The organism is Leifsonia sp. NPDC080035, assembly GCF_040050925.1.
Lineage (GTDB): Bacteria > Actinomycetota > Actinomycetes > Actinomycetales > Microbacteriaceae > Leifsonia.
This window is the reverse complement of record NZ_CP157390.1, coordinates 3,868,545-3,884,515: the sequence shown is the minus strand read 5'-3', so window position 1 is coordinate 3,884,515 and position 15,971 is coordinate 3,868,545. Positions and strand designations below refer to the sequence as shown.

The following is a 15,971-nucleotide window of genomic DNA, read 5'->3' as shown; positions in this document are numbered from 1 at the left end:
AGGGTGTCCGGCGGAGTAGGGTAGGTACAGCCACATACATTTGGATGTGAACTGTCCCAGAAGTCACTCGAAAGGTCACCGGTGCGTCACAATCGCCGTCTCCGATGGGCTGCCATCCCGATTGCAGCGACACTCGTCGTTGTACTCGCGGGATGCACGCAAGCACAGCTGCACGGATTCCTCCCGGGATTCGTCGAGGGCGAGTCGCCCGTCACCAACCACACCGAGCGGATCAGCGGCCTCTGGGTCACCAGCTGGATCGTGCTGCTCATCGTCGGCATCGTGGTCTGGGGCCTCATCCTCTGGGCGGTCATCGTCTACCGCCGCCGGAAGGGCCAGAGCGGCCTCCCGGTCCAGCTGCGGTACAACATGCCGATCGAGATCTTCTACACGATCGTCCCGCTGATCCTGGTGCTCGGCTTCTTCGCCTTCACGGCGCGTGACCAGAACGCCATCGAGCAGCCGTACAAGAACCCGGACCTGAAGATCCAGGTGTACGCGAAGCAGTGGGCGTGGGACTTCAACTACCTCACCGACAACGTCTACGACCCGGGAATCCAGGTCCAGCCGGACGACAACAGCGCGACCCCCGGCTCGGTCCAGGAGGGTGAGATCCCGACCCTGTACCTCCCCGAGAACAAGAAGATCACCATCCAGCTCGACTCGCGCGATGTGATCCACTCGTTCTGGGTTCCGGCGATGCTCTACAAGAAGGACGTCATCCCCGGCAAGACCAACTACATGTACTTCGAGACGACGGACCGTACCGGCACCTTCGTCGGCAAGTGCGCCGAGCTCTGCGGCGAGTACCACTCCGCGATGCTCTTCAACGTGAAGATCGTGTCGCAGTCGGAGTACGACGCCCACATCCAGTCGCTGCGCGACAAGGGCTTCGAGGGCTCGCTCGGCTCCGAGTACGACCGCAACACGAACCTGCCCGGCACGGGTGCACCCAAGGGTAACGAGTAGGACACAACGATGACGACGACAGCACCGGCGCCAGGAGCGACCACCGCGCCCGCTCCCCGGCCGACCATCCTCAGCGCCAACGGGGTGGAGCGCAAGGGCAACATCCTTGTGAACTACATCACGTCGACGGACCACAAGACGATCGGGTACATGTACCTCATCTCCTCGTTCGTCTACTTCCTCATCGGCGGTGTGATGGCCCTCATCATCCGCGCCCAGCTCTTCGAGCCGGGCCTGCAGGTGGTGCAGACCAAGGAGCAGTACAACCAGCTCTTCACCATGCACGGCACGATCATGCTGCTCATGTTCGCGACGCCGCTCTTCGCGGGCTTCGCCAACGTGCTCATGCCGCTGCAGATCGGCGCCCCCGACGTCGCGTTCCCGCGACTGAACGCGCTGGCCTACTGGTTCTACTCGTTCGGCTCGCTGATCGCGGTCGCCGGCTTCCTCACCCCGCAGGGCGCCGCGTCGTTCGGCTGGTTCGCCTACGCACCGCTCTCGAGTACGACGTTCTCACCGGGAGTCGGCGGGAACCTCTGGGTCGTCGGTCTCGGCCTCTCCGGCTTCGGAACCATCCTCGGCGCCGTGAACTTCATCACGACGATCATCACGATGCGCGCTCCGGGCATGACGATGTTCCGCATGCCGATCTTCACCTGGAACACCCTGGTGACCTCGATCCTCGTGCTGATGGCCTTCCCGGTCCTCGCCGCCGCCATGTTCGCCCTCGCGGCGGACCGGGTGTTCGACGCGCACATCTACGACGCCGCGAACGGGGGAGCGCTGCTCTGGCAGCACCTGTTCTGGTTCTTCGGCCATCCCGAGGTGTACATCATCGCGCTGCCGTTCTTCGGCATCGTCTCGGAGATCTTCCCGGTGTTCAGCCGCAAGCCGATCTTCGGGTACAAGACCCTGATCTACGCGACGATCGCGATCGCGGCCCTGTCCGTCACCGTGTGGGCGCACCACATGTACGTGACCGGCTCGGTCCTGCTGCCGTGGTTCTCGCTGATGACCATGCTCATCGCGGTCCCGACCGGTGTGAAGATCTTCAACTGGGTCGGCACGATGTGGCGCGGTTCGCTCACGTTCGAGTCGCCGATGCTCTGGTCGATCGGCTTCCTGATCACCTTCACGTTCGGTGGTCTGACGGGTGTCATCCTCGCGTCGCCGCCGCTGGATTTCCACGTGTCCGACACGTACTTCGTCGTCGCGCACTTCCACTACGTGGTGTTCGGAACCGTCGTGTTCGCCATGTTCGCCGGCTTCTACTTCTGGTGGCCGAAGTGGACGGGCAAGATGCTGAACGACCGTCTCGGCAAGTGGCACTTCTGGCTGCTGTTCATCGGCTTCCACACGACGTTCCTCATCCAGCACTGGCTGGGCGTCGTCGGAATGCCGCGACGGTACGCGACCTACCTGCCGAGCGACGGCTTCACCTGGATGAACCAGGTGTCCTCGATCGGTGCGGGCATCCTGGCGATCTCGATGATCCCGTTCTTCGTGAACGTCTACCTCACGGCGCGCAACGCGCCGAAGGTCATGGTCAACGACCCGTGGGGTTACGGCCGCTCGCTCGAGTGGGCGACTTCCTGCCCGCCGCCGCGTCACAACTTCACGTCGATCCCGCGCATCCGTTCGGAGTCGCCGGCGTTCGACCTGAACCACCCCGAGGCCGGCATCCCGATCGGTGTCGGTGGCGGCAAGGACGCCCCGGACGCCCCCGTGCTCGACGTCGCAGACAACAAGGTGAAGTGAACCAATGAGAGCTAACGCAATCCTCTTCTGGATCCTCGCGGTCTTCTTCCTCCTGTCGGCGGTCGTCTACACCCTGTGGAGCCTGCTCGACCCGATGCACCAGAAGGTCGAGTGGGTCGGCACCGTTGCGCTGCTGCTGAGCGCCATCCTGGCGGCGTTCATCGCCTTCTACGTCGGCCGCTCGCACGCCTCGCAGGGCGGGGAGCTGCCGGAGGACCGTCTCGACGCCAACATCGACGACGGCGACCCGGAGCTCGGTCACTTCTCCCCGTGGAGCTGGTGGCCGGTGGCCCTCGCCTTCGGAGCCGGACTGGTGATCCTCGGTCTCGCCGTCGGCTTCTGGATCTGCTTCATCGGTGTCGCGTTCGCCCTGGTCTGCATCGTCGGCTGGGTCTACGAGTACTACCGCGGCTACTTCGCCCGGTAACCCGATTCCGCACGCGAAAGGCCGCTTCCCTCGGGAGGCGGCCTTTCGCGTTGTCGCGGGCCCGGCGCCCGGGGCGGCCGAGACGACTGATGCCGTTCGGTACGACTGCCCGTGCTCGCGCACGAGCAGTCGCACCGCGGAAGGACAGTCGCAGGGCGTGGCGGGCGCTCAGGCTCGCTCGGGCGCCCGGACGAGGGTGAGGACGTCGACGGAGACGCGGGTTGCGGCCGGGGCGGTGGCGGCCGCGAAGTCGGATGCGGCGCCGGCGTCGGACGCGTGGCGGGCGGAGGGGCCCATGCCGCGCAGAGCGCCCACGAGCTCCGGAGTCACCGGGAGGTCATAGGCGACGTGTTCGCGCGTGAGCGGGGCGTACAGCGCCGCTGAGGCGGCCAGGACGTCGTCCGCCTTGTCCGCGGGGATGTCCAGCATCGCGCCGTCCGCACGGAGGGAGCCGAGGTGGTCGGCGCGGGGCACCACGACGACCAGACGACCCGCGGGCCGCAGCACGCGGTGGAACTCGGGCAGGTTGCGCGGCGCGAACACGTCCAGGACGACGTCCGCCGTGCCGGAGCGGACCGGGAGCGGGCGCCAGGTGTCTGCGACCAGGCCGTCGATGCGGTCGCTCGAGCGTGCGGCCCTGCCCACGGCGGCGGGGGAGAGGTCCATGGCGAGCCCGACGGCGTCCGGGGCGGCGGCGAGGACGGCGCGGAGATAGTGGCCCGTGCCGGCACCCGCGTCCAGGATGCGCGCGGGCGCGGCGCCGGACGCGGCAGTGGCGACGGCATGGGCGATCGGGTCGTAGGCGCCGGAGGAGAGCACGCGGTCCCGATCGTCGAGCATCTCGGCGGTGTCACTGAGGTGACGGCTTCCGCCGCCGAGAAGGGACGCGTACCCGCGCTTGTTCACGTCGTGCCGGTGACCGTTGCCGCAGCCGAGCACCAGCCGGTCGACCGGCACGAGGTCGTCGCCGCAGACGGGGCAGCGCAGCCAGCCGGCCAGCCGCTCGATGTCGCTCATCGAATCCTCCGGGGTGTACGCGAAAGCGCCGGCGCAACGAGTGCGACCGGCGCTTTCAGCGTGATGGATCGGATCAGTGGTGACCGTGTCCCGACTCGAGCTCGCCACGGGTGGGCGGCACGATGCGGTCCTCGAAGAACCACCGGGACAGGCTGGAGCGCATCCGCTCGCCCGCCGTGATCTTGCCGCGCTTGTTCGGGCGGAGCATCAGCGGCTCGTAGGCCTCGAAGCTCACCAGACGCCAGCGCTCGTAGTCGCTGAGCTGCTCGTGCACCTCGATGAACTCGCCACCGGGCAGCTTGACGATGCGGCCGGTCTCGTAGCCGTGCAGCGCGATCGACCGGTCCTTCTTCTGCAGCGCGAGGCAGACGCGCTTGGTGAGGAAGTAGGCGATGATCGGGCCGAGGATGAGCAGCGCCTGCAGGGAGTGGATCACGCCCTCCATCGTCAGCTTGAAGTGCGTCGCGATGAGGTCGGAGCTCGCCGCCGCCCAGAACACGGCGTAGAAGGTCACGCCGGCGGCGCCGATGGCCGTGCGGGTGGCCGCGTTGCGCGGACGGTCGAGGATGTGGTGCTCACGCTTGTCGCCGGTGATCCACGCCTCGAGGAACGGGTAGATCATGACGGTCACGATGAACAGACCGAGGATGGCGACCGGGACGATGATGTTGAACGACCAGGTGCGGTCCAGCCAGACGAACTCCCAGCCCGGCGGGACGAGACGCAGCGCGCCGTCCGCGAAGCCGATGTACCAGTCCGGCTGGGTGCCCGCCGAGACGGGGGAGGGGTCGTACGGGCCGTAGTTCCAGATCGGGTTGATGGTGAAGAACGACGCCATGAGCGCGATGACACCGAACACGATGAAGAAGAAGCCGCCGGCCTTCGCCGCGTACACCGGGAGCACCGGGTAGCCGACCACATTGCCCTGCGTGCGGCCGGGGGCCGCGTACTGCGTGTGCTTGTGGATGACCACGAACATCAGGTGCAGGGCGATGAACGCGAGCACCAGTGCGGGCAGCAGCAGGATGTGCAGCGTGTACAGGCGTCCGACGATCGCGGTGCCGGGGAACTCGCCGCCGAAGAGCAAGAACGAGATCCAGGTGCCGACCACCGGCAGGCCCTTGATGAGGCCGTCGATGATGCGGAGGCCGTTGCCCGAGAGCAGGTCGTCCGGGAGCGAGTAGCCGGTGAAGCCCTCGGCCATCGCGAGGATGAAGAGGACGAAGCCGATCACCCAGTTGAGCTCGCGCGGCTTGCGGAACGCACCCGTGAAGAAGATGCGGAGCATGTGCAGGCCGATCGCGGCGACGAACAGCAGGGCGGCCCAGTGGTGGATCTGACGGACCAGCAGACCGCCGCGCACCTCGAACGAGATGTCCAGCGTCGACTGCATCGCCGCGGACATGTGGATGCCCTTCAGCGGCACGTACGAGCCGTTGTAGACGACCTCTGCCATCGACGCCTGGAAGAAGAACGTCAGGAACGTTCCCGTGAGCAGGATGACGATGAAGCTGTAGAGGGCGACCTCACCGAGCAGGAACGACCAGTGGTCGGGGAAGATCTTGCGGCCGAACTCCTTGACGGCGCCCGAGATGCTGGTGCGGTCCTCGATGTAGTTCGCGGCCGCCGCCGTGAAGCCACCCTTTTTGACCGTGATGGGTGCCGCGGGTGCCGCGGCGGTCGTGGTGCTCAATGGCGCTCCCAGAAGCTCGGGCCGACGGGCTCGTGGAAGTCGCTGCGGGCGACCAGGTAACCGTCGGCGTCAACGGTGATCGGCAGCTGCGGCAGTGGCCGCTTCGCCGGTCCGAAGATGACCTCGGCCTCGTGCGTGATGTCGAACTGCGACTGGTGGCACGGGCAGAGCAGGTGGTGGGTCTGCTGCTCGTAGAGCGCCACGGGGCACCCGACGTGCGTGCAGATCTTGGAGTAGGCGACGATCCCGTCGTAGTTCCAGTTCTCGCGGCCCTTCGACACGTGAAGGTCCTCGGGCTTGAGGCGCATGAGCAGGACGGCGGCCTTGGCCTTCTGCTCGAGCATGTCCTCGGCGTCGTTCAGGCCCTCGGGGATGACGTGGAACACGCTGCCGAGGGTGACGTCCGACGCCTTGATGGGCGTTCCGGAGGGGTCGCGGGTGAGCTTGACACCCTTGGCCCACATGGTCTGGGAGAGCGCCTCGACCGGGTCGACGTTCTGCGGCGCGAGACCGCGGAACAGGACGACGGCGGGAAGCGGGAAGGCGATCAGTGCGCCGATCAGGCTGTTGCGCACCAGGGTGCGGCGGTTGAAGCCGGACTCCTCGTCGGCCTGGCGGAAGATCTCGGCGGCACGCTCGGTGGTCGCCTCCTTGCCGCGGACGGGGTGGCGGAGGTCGACGCCCTCCTTCTCGTGCATGAGGGCCTTGCCCCAGTGCACGGCGCCGATGCCGATGGCGAGCAGCGCGAGCGCGATGCCGATGCCGATGAACAGGTTGTTCAGACGGACCGATCCCGGGTCGCTGTCATCGATCGGGAACGCCATGTAGGCGGCGACCGCCCAGACGCTGCCGACGATCGACAGGTAGAACAGGGTGTAGACCGTGCGCTCTGCCCGACGCTCCTTCTTGGGGTCGAGGTCGGTGACCCGCGGGCGGTGCGGCGGGAAGCCGGGGTTCTCGACGGCGTCGTGAACGATCACCGCCGTCCCGGGGTCGCCGGTCCGGTGCACGTCGACGGCTGACGAACTGGCTGGCGTCAGCTCGTGACCGCCGTTCTCGTCCTGTGCCATTGTTCTCCTTCTTACGCTGTGCTTCTCGACAAGTACGACCGGCTAGTTTGCCGACTTGCCTAATTAGATTTCGCCGTGATCCACACGGTCAGCGCGACGATGGCGCCGAGACCGAAGATCCACAGGAACAGACCCTCGGCCACCGGGCCGAGCGAACCGAGCTCGAAGCCGCCCGGCGACGGGTTGTTCTGGATGTACTTGAGGTACGTGATGATGTCGGCCTTGCCCTGCGGGTCGATGTTCAGGTCGTTGAACACCGGCATGTTCTGCGGGCCGGTGACCATGGCCTCGTAGATGTGCTTGGCGGTGACACCGGTGAGGGCCGGGGCGTACTTGCCCTCGGTGAGCGCGCCACCGGCGCCGGCGACGTTGTGGCACATGGCGCAGTTGACGCGGAAGAGCTCGGCGCCGCGGGCGGCGTCGCCCTTGCCCGCCAGGTACTTCTGCTCCGGGATGGACGGGCCGGGGGCCAGGGAGGCGACGTAGTCGGCGAGGGCCGTGACCTGCTCGTCGGTGAACTGGACCGGCTTCTCCGGCGCCTGCGGGCCCTGCATCTGCATGGGCATGCGGCCGGTGCCGACCTGGAAGTCGACCGCGGCAGCCCCGACGCCGATGAGGCTCGGAGCGTTGGTGGTGCCCTCGGCGTTCATGCCGTGACAGGTGGCGCAGTTGGCCTGGAAGAGCTTCTGGCCCTCGTCGACGGACGACTTGGTCGCCGACTGGACCTGCGGCTGCTCGGCCGACGCGGTCGTGGTGGTGAAGGCGGCGTAGGCGCCGCCGGTGAGGCCGAGGCCGATGGCGAGCAGCGCGACGGTGGCGAGCGGGTGACGACGGCCGCCCTTGCGCGCTGCGGTGCTGGTGCGAGCGGTGCCGCGCTTGGCTGTTCCGGAGAGTCGGGGACGCATGAGGTGTAGAACGCTCCTGTTGTTATCTGATGATGTAGATGACCGCGAACAGGCCGATCCACACGACGTCGACGAAGTGCCAGTAGTACGACACGACGATGGCGCTCGTCGCCTCCTTGTGGCCGAACACCTTGACGGCGAACGCACGGCCGATGACGAGGAGGAAGGCGATGAGGCCGCCGGTGACGTGCAGGGCGTGGAAGCCGGTGGTGAGGTAGAAGGCGGAGCCGTACGCGTTGGAGCTGAGCGAGATGCCCTCGGAGACGAGCGTCGCGTACTCGAGCACCTGGCCGGAGACGAAGATCGCACCCATGATGTACGTGAGCGTGAACCACTCGACCATTCCCCACCTCCAGAACTGGAGGATGCCCCCGGCGCGGCGCGGCTGCATGCGCTCCGCGGCGAAGACGCCGAACTGGCAGGTGACCGAGCTCAGCACCAGGATGAGCGTGTTGGTCGCCGCGTACGGGATGTTCAAGTGCTGCGTCTCGGCTGCCCACAGATCGGGGGAGGTCGACTTGAGCGTGAAGTAGATCGCGAAGAGTCCCGCGAAGAACATCACCTCGGAGCCGAGCCACACGATCGTGCCGACGGCCACGACATTGGGCCGGTTGATGGCCGGCGCACTCGTAGTAGGGGTAATGGAAGTGCTCGTCACGTAACCCATTATGGCTGAAAAGAAGCCGTGGTTTTCTCACCTGATCGATCCGAATCCGCCCCGATTCCGGTAAGGGCAGCCTTAGTCGGGGCCGGAAGCCGTGGCTCCCCGTGGCGTGTCGTCCCCAATAGGATCGCTTTATGACGGAAAAGCAGTCCTGGTCGTCCGTGCTCACCTCTCTCCTCGCACGCGAGGACCTGAGTGTCGCGGACGCGGCGTGGGCCATGGACCAGGTCATGACGGGTGAGGCGACGGAGGCCCAGCTCGCCGCATTCCTCGTCGCGCTGCGCGCCAAGGGCGAGACCGTCGACGAGATCGTCGGCTTCCGCGACGCCATCCTCGACCACGCCGTCCCGCTGCCCGTCGACCCGATGGCGCTGGACATCGTCGGAACGGGCGGCGACCGGTTCGGCACGGTGAACGTGTCGACGACGGCGTCGATCGTCGCCGCGGCCGCAGGCGTCCCCGTCATCAAGCACGGCAACCGCGCGGCCAGCTCGTCCTCCGGCTCCTCCGACGTCCTCGCGGCGCTCGGCATCGACCTGACGCTGCCTCCGGAGCGGGTCGCCCAGGTGCTGCAGGAGACCGGGATCACGTTCGCGTTCGCGAGCGCGTTCCACCCCGGCTTCGCCAACGCCGGCCCGGTGCGCTCCCAGCTCGGCGTCCCGACGGTCTTCAACTTCCTCGGCCCGCTGTGCAACCCGGCGCGGCCGGAGGCGTCCGCGGTCGGCGTCGCGTCGCTGGACCGCATCCCGCTCATCGTCGGCGTGTTCCAGACCCGCGGCGCGACCGCGCTGGTCTTCCGTGGCGACGACGGGCTCGACGAGCTGTCGACCACCGGTCACAGCCACGTCTGGGAGGTCTCGCGAGGCCTCGTCACCGAGCACGACATCGACCCACGCGACCTGGGCCTGCCCCGCGCGCGGATCGACGACCTGCTGGGAAAGGACGCCGCGTACAACGCGGCGGTCGTGCGTGCCGTGCTCGCGGGCGAAGAAGGCCCCGTGCGCGACATCGTCCTGCTCAACGCGGCGGCCGGGCTCGTGTCCTACGAGCTCGCGTCCGACCCGTCGAGGGTCCAGGTGTCCATCCTGGATCGGTTCCGTTCGCAAATGGCGGTCGCCGCCCAGGCGGTCGACTCCGGGGCCGCGGCCTCGAAGCTCGACGAATGGGTCGCGGCGACGCACTGACAGCAGTGGAAGGAAGGGTTTCGATGAAGAAGCTCATCAACGACGTACCCGACGTCGTGGCGGAGTCCCTCGCGGGCTTCGGCCGAGCTCACGCGGACATCGTCCGGGTGTCCCAGGACCCCCGCTTCGTCTCCAGGGCCGACGGCCCGGTGCGCGGCAAGGTCGGTCTCGTCAGCGGCGGTGGCAGCGGCCACGAGCCTCTCCACGCCGGCTTCGTCGGGAAGGGGATGCTGGATGCTGCAGTGCCGGGCGAGGTGTTCACATCGCCGACGCCGATGCCGATCGTCGAGGCCACCAAGGCCGCCGACGGCGGAGCGGGCGTGCTGCACATCGTCAAGAACTACACGGGCGACGTGCTGAACTTCGAGACCGCGGCCGACCTGGTCGGGGCGGAGGGCATCACGGTCAAGGCGGTCGTCACCAACGACGACGTCGCCGTGCAGGACTCGTTGTACACCGCGGGCAGGCGTGGCGTCGCAGGCACCGTGCTCGTCGAGAAGATCGCAGGCGCGGCGGCCGAGCGCGGTGACGACCTCGACGCGGTGACGGCGGTGGCGGAGAAGGTGAACGCCAACGTCCGCTCGATCGGGCTGGCGCTGACCGACGGCACCGTGCCGCACGCCGGCGAGCCCGGGTTCGTGCTGCCGGAGGACGAGATCGAGTTCGGCGTCGGCATCCACGGCGAGCCCGGCCGCGAGCGGATCAAGCTGGAGCCGGCTGACCGGCTCGTCGACCGGATGATGGACGCGATCCTCTCCGACCTGCCGTTCTCCTCCGGCGACACCGTGCTGCTGTTCGTGAACGGGATGGGCGGGACGCCGTTGTCGGAGCTGTACATCCTGTTCCGCCGCGCCGCCGAGATCCTCGACGAGCGGGGCATCACGCTCGGCCGCTCCCTCGTCGGCGACTACGTCACGTCGCTCGAGATGCAGGGCGCCTCCATCTCCGTGCTGAAGCTGGACGACGAGCTGACCGCGCTCTGGGATGCTCCCGTGCACACCGCCGCCCTCCGCTGGGGCCTGTAGAAGGAAGGATGCGTCGATGACGCTGGACACGAACTGGGTCACGTCCTGGATCTCGGCCGCCGCGGCCGCGGTGGGCGATCACAAGCAGGAGCTGAACACCCTGGACAGGGAGATCGGCGACGGCGACCACGGCGAGAACATGGACCGCGGGATGCGCGCCTCCGTGGACGCCCTGGCGAAACTGCCGGACGACGCGACGCCGAACGCGGCACTGCGCTCGGTGGCGATGACCCTCATCTCGACGGTCGGCGGTGCATCCGGGCCGCTCTACGGCACGGCCTTCCTGAAGGCCGCGGAACCGGTCGGCGACCGTACCGATATCGACGGCGACGCGCTCGTGGCGATGCTCACCGCAGCGCGCGACGGCATCGTGTCCCGCGGCAAGGCGGAACCGGGCGACAAGACGATGGTCGACGCCTGGACCCCCGCGGTGGAGGCGGCCTCGGCCGCCCTCGCCGCGGGGGACGCCCCTGCGGCCATCCTCTCCGCCGCTGCGGACGCGGCGGAGCAGGGTGCCGCGGCGACGGAGCCGCTCGTGGCCAGGAAGGGCCGCGCCAGCTACCTTGGCGAGCGCTCCGCCGGTCACCGCGACCCCGGTGCCCAGTCGACCGCGCTGCTGCTGCGCGCCGCCGCCGGCGCTGCGGAGTGAGGGACGCGGATGGCTGACAAGGTCGGGATCGTCTTCGTCTCGCACAGCGTGCAGATGGCCGAGGGCGCCGTGGCGCTCGCCGGTCAGATGGCTCCGTCCGTCCGCCTGGTCGCGGCCGGCGGTACGGACGACGACGGCATCGGAACGAGTTTCGCGAAGGTGATGACGGCGGTCGGCGAGGCCGACGGCGGCGCGGGGGTGGTGGTCGTCAGCGACCTCGGCTCCGCCCTCCTGACGGCGGAGACCGTGCTCGACATGCTGCCGGACGAGGAGCGCGAGCGTGTCCGGGTCGTCGACGGGCCGTACGTCGAGGGCGGGATCGCCGCGGCCGTCGCCGCGGAGACCGGTGCCGACCTCGCCGGGGTCGCCGCGGCGGTGGAGGGGGCACGGTCGACGTGGGCGGGAGCGGAGACGGCGACCGAGCCGGCCGCCGCGCCCGAGCCCGCTGCTGCATCAGCCCCCGGCGCACCGACCCCCGGCGCACCGACACCCGGCGCTGGATACACGCGCGAGGTGCTCGTCCGCAACCCGCAGGGGCTGCACGCGCGTCCCGCGGCCGAGTTCGTGAAGCTCGCGAACACGTTCCCGGTGAAGGTGACCGTGAACGGCAAGGACGCGAAGAGCCTCCTCGGCGTGATGTCGCTCGGCCTCGTCGCAGGGTCCACCGCATCCATCGCCTCCGCCGACGACGGGGGAGCGGAGGCCGTCGACGCGCTCGCCGACCTCGTCGAGACCGGGTTCGGCGAGGCCTGACCCGGCGGCTACAGGTCGATGGCCATCTCGCGTTCGAGGGTGCTGCGATCGAGCGGATACGGCTGCGTGCGGCCGGTGAAGGCGAAGCCGTGCCGCTCGTAGTAGCGGATGGCCGTGGCGTTGTGCTCGTGCACCTCCAGCAGCAGCCGGCCCGAGCGCGGGCGCGCCCAGGCGACGACCGCGTCCAGGAGCGCGTCAGCCATCCCGTGCTCGCGGCCGCGGAACGCCGGCGTCACGTACACGCCGACCAGGTGCGGGTCGCGCGATCCTGAGGCGTGGAAGCCGCCCATCGTGCCGAGCCAACGGCCGTCGTCGTCCACGGCGGCGAAGAGCCGGCTGGACGGCGACGTGTTGGCGGCGCGCCGCCTCCAGTGCTCCTCGGGGTGCCGGCGGGCGGTCTCCAGCGTCTCGAGGAACGCCAGCGGCGTGTCCTCCAGCATCTCCAGCCGGAGCGCGCGGTAGGCCACCCAGTCCGACTCGATGCTCGGCCGGACGACCCAGCCGGTCACGTCAGTTCCGCTCGGCCAGCAGCGCCTCTGCCTCCGCCAGGAGGATGGCCGTGCACAGCCCGTCGAGCGCCGTCTTCAGTTCGCCGAGAGGGGGGAAGGTCGGCGCTATGCGGATGTTCGCATCCCGCGGGTCCTCCCCGTACGGGAACGTCGCGCCGGCGGGAGTGACGGCGATGCCGGCCTCCTTCGCCAGCTGGACGGCGCGCTTGGCACAGCCGTCGAGCACATCGAGGCTCACGAAGTAGCCGCCCTTCGGTGCGTTCCACGCTCCGGCGCCCCACGGCGCGAGCCGGGCGCGAAAGGCCTCGTCGACGGCGTCGAACTTCGGCTCGATGATCGCGCGGTGCTTCTCCATGTGGGCGCTGAGCCCGGCCTCGTCCTTCAGGAACTGCGCGTGGCGCAGCTGGTTGATCTTGTCAGGGCCGATGCTCTGCGCGGCGGAGTTGCGCTGGAACCAGGCGATGTTCGCCTCCGAGCCGCCGACGAACGCGACACCCGCCCCCGGGAAGGTGACCTTCGAGGTGGAGGCGAAGATGAGCGGACGGTCCGGGTTGCCCGCCTCGGCCGCGAGCGCAAGCACGTCGATCGGCTCCGGCCGCTCGTCGCTCAGGTGGTGCACGACGTAGGCGTTGTCCCAGAACAGGCGGAAGTCGTCCGCCGCGGGGAGCGAGACGAGCGCGCGCACGACCTCCTCGCTGTAGACCGCGCCGGTCGGGTTCGAGTAGACGGGCACGCACCACATGCCCTTGATGCTGTCGTCGGTCGCGAGCAGTGTCTTCACCGTCTCGATGTCCGGCCCGTCGTCGTTCATCGGGACGGGGATCATCCGGATGCCGAAGCGCTCGCAGATCGTGAAGTGGCGGTCGTATCCCGGCACCGGCGCCAGGAAGCTGATCGACTGGTTCGCCCACGGCAGCTCGCCGCCCGGCACGCCGTGCAGCAGCGCCTGCGCGAGCGTGTCGTGCATGATCGTCAGGCTCGAGTTGCCAAGCGCGAGGAGCTGCGGCACGGGAACGCGCAGCGCGTCCGCGAAGATCGCGCGGAGCTCCGGGAGCCCGTTCGGGCCGCCGTAGTTGCGGAGGTCGGTCCCCGCGGCGTCGCGGTAGTCGCCGTCCGGCAGGTGCAGGAGGTCGTTCGAGAGGTCCAGCTGCTCGGCGGACGGCTTGCCGCGCGTGATGTCGAGGGCGAGGCCGGCGGCCTTCAGGTCGTCGTACGCGCGTGCGAAGTCGGCGTGCGCGGCGCGGAGCGCTTCGGTGTCGAGGTCGGTGAGGGGTGCGGCGGGGGAGGTCACGTTCCGATCGTACCGGCGCGCTGGGCGTGGCGCTCGGCCGCCCTGTGCGAACATCCCGAATGTGACCGACGAAGTGGTGAAGGGCCGGGGCAGGTCCCAGGTGAGGATGTATGTCGCGCTGGCGGTCGGCGTCGTCGTCGGGCTGGGCGTCGGCCTGGCCGACGCCTGGCACTACGCCGCGATCGCCGGCTGGGCGGCGGCGTGCGTCGTATATGTCGTGTGGGTGTGGGTGAAGGTCTGGGGCCTGGACGCGGAGATGACGCGCAGCCACGCGACGCTGGAGGATCCCGGACGCCGGACCGCCGACTTCGTGCTGCTGCTCGCCGCGCTCGCCGGCGTGCTGGCCGTCGTCTACAACCTGGTGGACGCCCGTCAGCTGAAGGGCGGCGCCCAGCTCGGCGTCGCGCTGCTCGGGATCGTGAGCGTCGCGCTGTCGTGGGTGCTCGTCCACACGCTCTACATGCTGCGCTACGCCCGCATGTACTACCGCAGCGACGGTGGGGTCGACTTCAACCAGGACGAGCCGCCGCAGTACAGCGACTTCGCCTACCTGGCGTTCACGCTCGGGATGACGTTCCAGGTCTCGGACACGAACATCACCAGCTCGTACATCCGCAGGGCGATCCTGCGGCACACGCTGCTGTCGTACCTGTTCGGCACGGTGATCATCGCCGCGACCGTGAACCTGGTGGCCGGGCTCACCTGAGGTAGCGGACGAAGCGGTAGCGCATCCCGTTCGCGGCGTCCTGCCAGGGGCCGGGATGCGGGGTCCACTCGTCGCCGAGTTCCGGCGCCGCCGTGTCGCCGTCGACGTCGAGGTCGATCTCGGTGACCTCGACGCGGTCCGCGACGGGGAGGGTCTGCCGGTACAGCTCGGCGCCGCCGATCACCCAGACGGTGCCGTCGCCGACGCCGGTCAGCGCGTCGTCGAGGGAGTGGACGACCCTCGCGCCGGGTGCGACGAAGTCGGGCCGGCGGCTGACGACGACATTCTCCCGCCCCGGCAGCGGGCGGAAGCGCTCGGGGAGCGACTCCCAGGTGCGGCGTCCCATCACGACGGGGTCGCCGTCCGTGAGCTCGCGGAAGTGCCGCAAGTCCTCCGGCAGGTGCCAGGGCATGACGCCGCCCGCGCCGATGACGCGGTCGTGGGCCTCGGCCCAGATCAGCGCGATCGTCATACCGCGACGGCCGCGCGGATCGCCGGGTGGTGCTGGTAGCCCTCGACGATGAAGTCCTCGAAGCGGTAGTCGAAGATGCTCTCCGGCTTCCGCGCGAAGCGCAGCGTCGGTGCGGGATACGGGTCGCGGGTGAGCTGCTCGGTCACCTGCTCCACGTGGTTGTCGTAGATGTGGCAGTCGCCGCCGGTCCAGACGAACTCGCCGGGCTCCAGGCCCACCTGCTGCGCCACCATGAGCGTCAGCAGCGCGTAGCTGGCGATGTTGAACGGGACGCCGAGGAACATGTCGGCGCTGCGCTGGTAGAGCTGGCAGGAGAGCTTGCCGTCGGCGACGTAGAACTGGAAGAAGGCGTGGCAGGGCGCGAGCGCCATGTCCGGGATGTCCGCGACGTTCCATGCCGAGACGATGATGCGCCGGGAGTCCGGGTTCGTCCGCAGGGTCTCGATCACCTGCTGGATCTGGTCGATGTGCGTGCCGTCCGGCGCGGGCCACGACCGCCACTGGACGCCGTAGACGGGGCCGAGCTCGCCACGCTCGTCCGCCCACTCGTCCCAGATGGTGACGCCGTTCTCGCGCAGCCAGTTCACGTTGCTCTCGCCGCGCAGGAACCAGAGCAGCTCGTACGCGATCGACTTGAAGTGCACCCGCTTGGTGGTGATCAGCGGGAAGCCGTCGGCGAGGTCGAACCGCAGCTGCCGGCCGAACACGCTGCGGGTGCCCGTGCCGGTGCGGTCGGACTTGTGGCTGCCGGTGGCGAGGACGTCGCGCAGCAGGTCTTCGTACGGAGTCGGGATCGGCGTGCTCATCCCTGCGATCGTACTTCGCCGGGGACCGGATTGCCCCCCTGACCCGCGGGTGCGGCCGGTCGTAGAGTCGGGG

Annotated in this window: 17 protein-coding genes; 8 read left to right on the top strand and 9 right to left on the bottom strand. The window is 68.8% G+C overall.

Annotation, left to right across the window (positions count from 1 at the left end; all coding sequences use genetic code 11):
- Positions 1 to 81 precede the first annotated feature (81 nt).
- The 3 genes from coxB to AAME72_RS18805 are packed head-to-tail and all read left to right on the top strand — an operon-like array spanning position 82 to position 3,154.
- Entirely contained in the window at positions 82 to 969 is an 888-nt protein-coding gene (gene coxB / locus AAME72_RS18815; protein ID WP_348788051.1) for a cytochrome c oxidase subunit II, read from the top strand.
- Positions 970 to 978: 9 nt separating this feature from the next.
- Positions 979 to 2,727, top strand: a complete 1,749-nt coding sequence (ctaD, locus tag AAME72_RS18810) for a cytochrome c oxidase subunit I (protein WP_348788050.1) — start codon at positions 979 to 981, stop codon at positions 2,725 to 2,727.
- Positions 2,728 to 2,731: 4 nt separating this feature from the next.
- Positions 2,732 to 3,154, top strand: a complete 423-nt coding sequence (locus AAME72_RS18805) for a cytochrome c oxidase subunit 4 (RefSeq protein ID WP_348788049.1) — start codon at positions 2,732 to 2,734, stop codon at positions 3,152 to 3,154.
- Between the two features lie 168 nt (positions 3,155 to 3,322).
- On the opposite strand, the gene AAME72_RS18800 is transcribed toward AAME72_RS18805, so the two are convergent.
- The 5 genes from AAME72_RS18800 to AAME72_RS18780 all read right to left on the bottom strand — a co-directional run bounded on the left by AAME72_RS18800 (position 3,323) and on the right by AAME72_RS18780 (position 8,506).
- Positions 3,323 to 4,171, bottom strand: a complete 849-nt coding sequence (locus AAME72_RS18800) for a methyltransferase domain-containing protein (protein WP_348788048.1) — start codon at positions 4,169 to 4,171, stop codon at positions 3,323 to 3,325.
- A 73-nt stretch (positions 4,172 to 4,244) separates the two neighbouring features.
- A complete protein-coding gene (locus AAME72_RS18795) occupies positions 4,245 to 5,864 on the bottom strand; it encodes a ubiquinol-cytochrome c reductase cytochrome b subunit (RefSeq protein ID WP_348788047.1) in 1,620 nt (539 codons plus the stop codon).
- A complete protein-coding gene (locus tag AAME72_RS18790; protein ID WP_348788046.1) occupies positions 5,861 to 6,934 on the bottom strand; it encodes a Rieske 2Fe-2S domain-containing protein in 1,074 nt (357 codons plus the stop codon). Before AAME72_RS18790 ends, AAME72_RS18795 begins: the two co-directional genes overlap by 4 nt.
- 59 nt (positions 6,935 to 6,993) lie before the next feature.
- The gene (locus tag AAME72_RS18785) at positions 6,994 to 7,839 is read right to left on the bottom strand and encodes a c-type cytochrome (protein ID WP_348788045.1); all 846 of its coding nucleotides are present in this window, start codon (positions 7,837 to 7,839) and stop codon (positions 6,994 to 6,996) included.
- 22 nt (positions 7,840 to 7,861) lie between these two features.
- The gene (locus tag AAME72_RS18780; protein ID WP_348788044.1) at positions 7,862 to 8,506 is read right to left on the bottom strand and encodes a heme-copper oxidase subunit III; all 645 of its coding nucleotides are present in this window, start codon (positions 8,504 to 8,506) and stop codon (positions 7,862 to 7,864) included.
- A 131-nt stretch (positions 8,507 to 8,637) separates the two neighbouring features.
- Between AAME72_RS18780 and trpD the strand changes: the two genes are divergently transcribed.
- From trpD to dhaM, 4 genes are read left to right on the top strand one after another with little or no spacing between them, the layout of a single operon-like run.
- Positions 8,638 to 9,687 carry an anthranilate phosphoribosyltransferase gene (gene trpD / locus AAME72_RS18775; RefSeq protein WP_348788043.1) on the top strand — a complete coding sequence of 350 codons (1,050 nt, stop codon included), beginning with the start codon at positions 8,638 to 8,640 and terminating at the stop codon, positions 9,685 to 9,687.
- 23 nt (positions 9,688 to 9,710) lie between these two features.
- A complete protein-coding gene (gene dhaK / locus AAME72_RS18770) occupies positions 9,711 to 10,712 on the top strand; it encodes a dihydroxyacetone kinase subunit DhaK (protein WP_348788042.1) in 1,002 nt (333 codons plus the stop codon).
- Positions 10,713 to 10,728: 16 nt separating this feature from the next.
- Complete coding sequence (gene dhaL / locus AAME72_RS18765) at positions 10,729 to 11,361, top strand: dihydroxyacetone kinase subunit DhaL (RefSeq protein WP_348788041.1); 633 nt, start codon at positions 10,729 to 10,731, stop codon at positions 11,359 to 11,361.
- 9 nt (positions 11,362 to 11,370) lie between these two features.
- Positions 11,371 to 12,114, top strand: a complete 744-nt coding sequence (gene dhaM / locus AAME72_RS18760) for a dihydroxyacetone kinase phosphoryl donor subunit DhaM (protein WP_348788040.1) — start codon at positions 11,371 to 11,373, stop codon at positions 12,112 to 12,114.
- An 8-nt stretch (positions 12,115 to 12,122) separates the two neighbouring features.
- Here dhaM and AAME72_RS18755 read toward each other — a convergent pair whose 3' ends face one another.
- Positions 12,123 to 12,623: a GNAT family N-acetyltransferase gene (locus tag AAME72_RS18755; RefSeq protein ID WP_348788039.1), complete on the bottom strand. Its 501-nt coding sequence runs from the start codon at positions 12,621 to 12,623 to the stop codon at positions 12,123 to 12,125.
- Position 12,624: 1 nt separating this feature from the next.
- Entirely contained in the window at positions 12,625 to 13,914 is a 1,290-nt protein-coding gene (locus AAME72_RS18750; protein ID WP_348788038.1) for an aminotransferase class I/II-fold pyridoxal phosphate-dependent enzyme, read from the bottom strand.
- 61 nt (positions 13,915 to 13,975) lie between these two features.
- On the opposite strand from AAME72_RS18750, the gene AAME72_RS18745 reads away from it, so the two are divergent.
- Positions 13,976 to 14,620: a DUF1345 domain-containing protein gene (locus AAME72_RS18745; protein WP_348788037.1), complete on the top strand. Its 645-nt coding sequence runs from the start codon at positions 13,976 to 13,978 to the stop codon at positions 14,618 to 14,620.
- Here the strand turns inward: AAME72_RS18745 and AAME72_RS18740 are convergent.
- Together AAME72_RS18740 and AAME72_RS18735 are read right to left on the bottom strand one after the other, a co-directional pair.
- Entirely contained in the window at positions 14,613 to 15,092 is a 480-nt protein-coding gene (locus AAME72_RS18740) for a dihydrofolate reductase (RefSeq protein WP_348788036.1), read from the bottom strand. The genes AAME72_RS18745 and AAME72_RS18740 overlap by 8 nt on opposite strands.
- Positions 15,089 to 15,898, bottom strand: a complete 810-nt coding sequence (locus AAME72_RS18735) for a thymidylate synthase (RefSeq protein WP_348788035.1) — start codon at positions 15,896 to 15,898, stop codon at positions 15,089 to 15,091. The genes AAME72_RS18740 and AAME72_RS18735 overlap by 4 nt, the downstream gene beginning before the upstream one ends.
- Positions 15,899 to 15,971 lie beyond the last annotated feature (73 nt).

Bases quoted from the DNA above. Each gene is read 5' to 3' on its own strand.
- AAME72_RS18805 (WP_348788049.1), top strand. From the start codon at position 2,732: ATGAGAGCTAACGCAATCCTCTTCTGGATCCTCGCGGTCTTCTTCCTC.
- trpD (WP_348788043.1), top strand. From the start codon at position 8,638: ATGACGGAAAAGCAGTCCTGGTCGTCCGTGCTCACCTCTCTCCTCGCA.
- AAME72_RS18790 (WP_348788046.1), bottom strand. From the start codon at position 6,934: ATGGCACAGGACGAGAACGGCGGTCACGAGCTGACGCCAGCCAGTTCG.
- dhaK (WP_348788042.1), top strand. From the start codon at position 9,711: ATGAAGAAGCTCATCAACGACGTACCCGACGTCGTGGCGGAGTCCCTC.
- AAME72_RS18780 (WP_348788044.1), bottom strand. From the start codon at position 8,506: ATGGGTTACGTGACGAGCACTTCCATTACCCCTACTACGAGTGCGCCG.
- ctaD (WP_348788050.1), top strand. From the start codon at position 979: ATGACGACGACAGCACCGGCGCCAGGAGCGACCACCGCGCCCGCTCCC.
- AAME72_RS18785 (WP_348788045.1), bottom strand. From the start codon at position 7,839: ATGCGTCCCCGACTCTCCGGAACAGCCAAGCGCGGCACCGCTCGCACC.
- dhaM (WP_348788040.1), top strand. From the start codon at position 11,371: ATGGCTGACAAGGTCGGGATCGTCTTCGTCTCGCACAGCGTGCAGATG.
- AAME72_RS18740 (WP_348788036.1), bottom strand. From the start codon at position 15,092: ATGACGATCGCGCTGATCTGGGCCGAGGCCCACGACCGCGTCATCGGC.
- AAME72_RS18735 (WP_348788035.1), bottom strand. From the start codon at position 15,898: ATGAGCACGCCGATCCCGACTCCGTACGAAGACCTGCTGCGCGACGTC.
- AAME72_RS18800 (WP_348788048.1), bottom strand. From the start codon at position 4,171: ATGAGCGACATCGAGCGGCTGGCCGGCTGGCTGCGCTGCCCCGTCTGC.
- dhaL (WP_348788041.1), top strand. From the start codon at position 10,729: ATGACGCTGGACACGAACTGGGTCACGTCCTGGATCTCGGCCGCCGCG.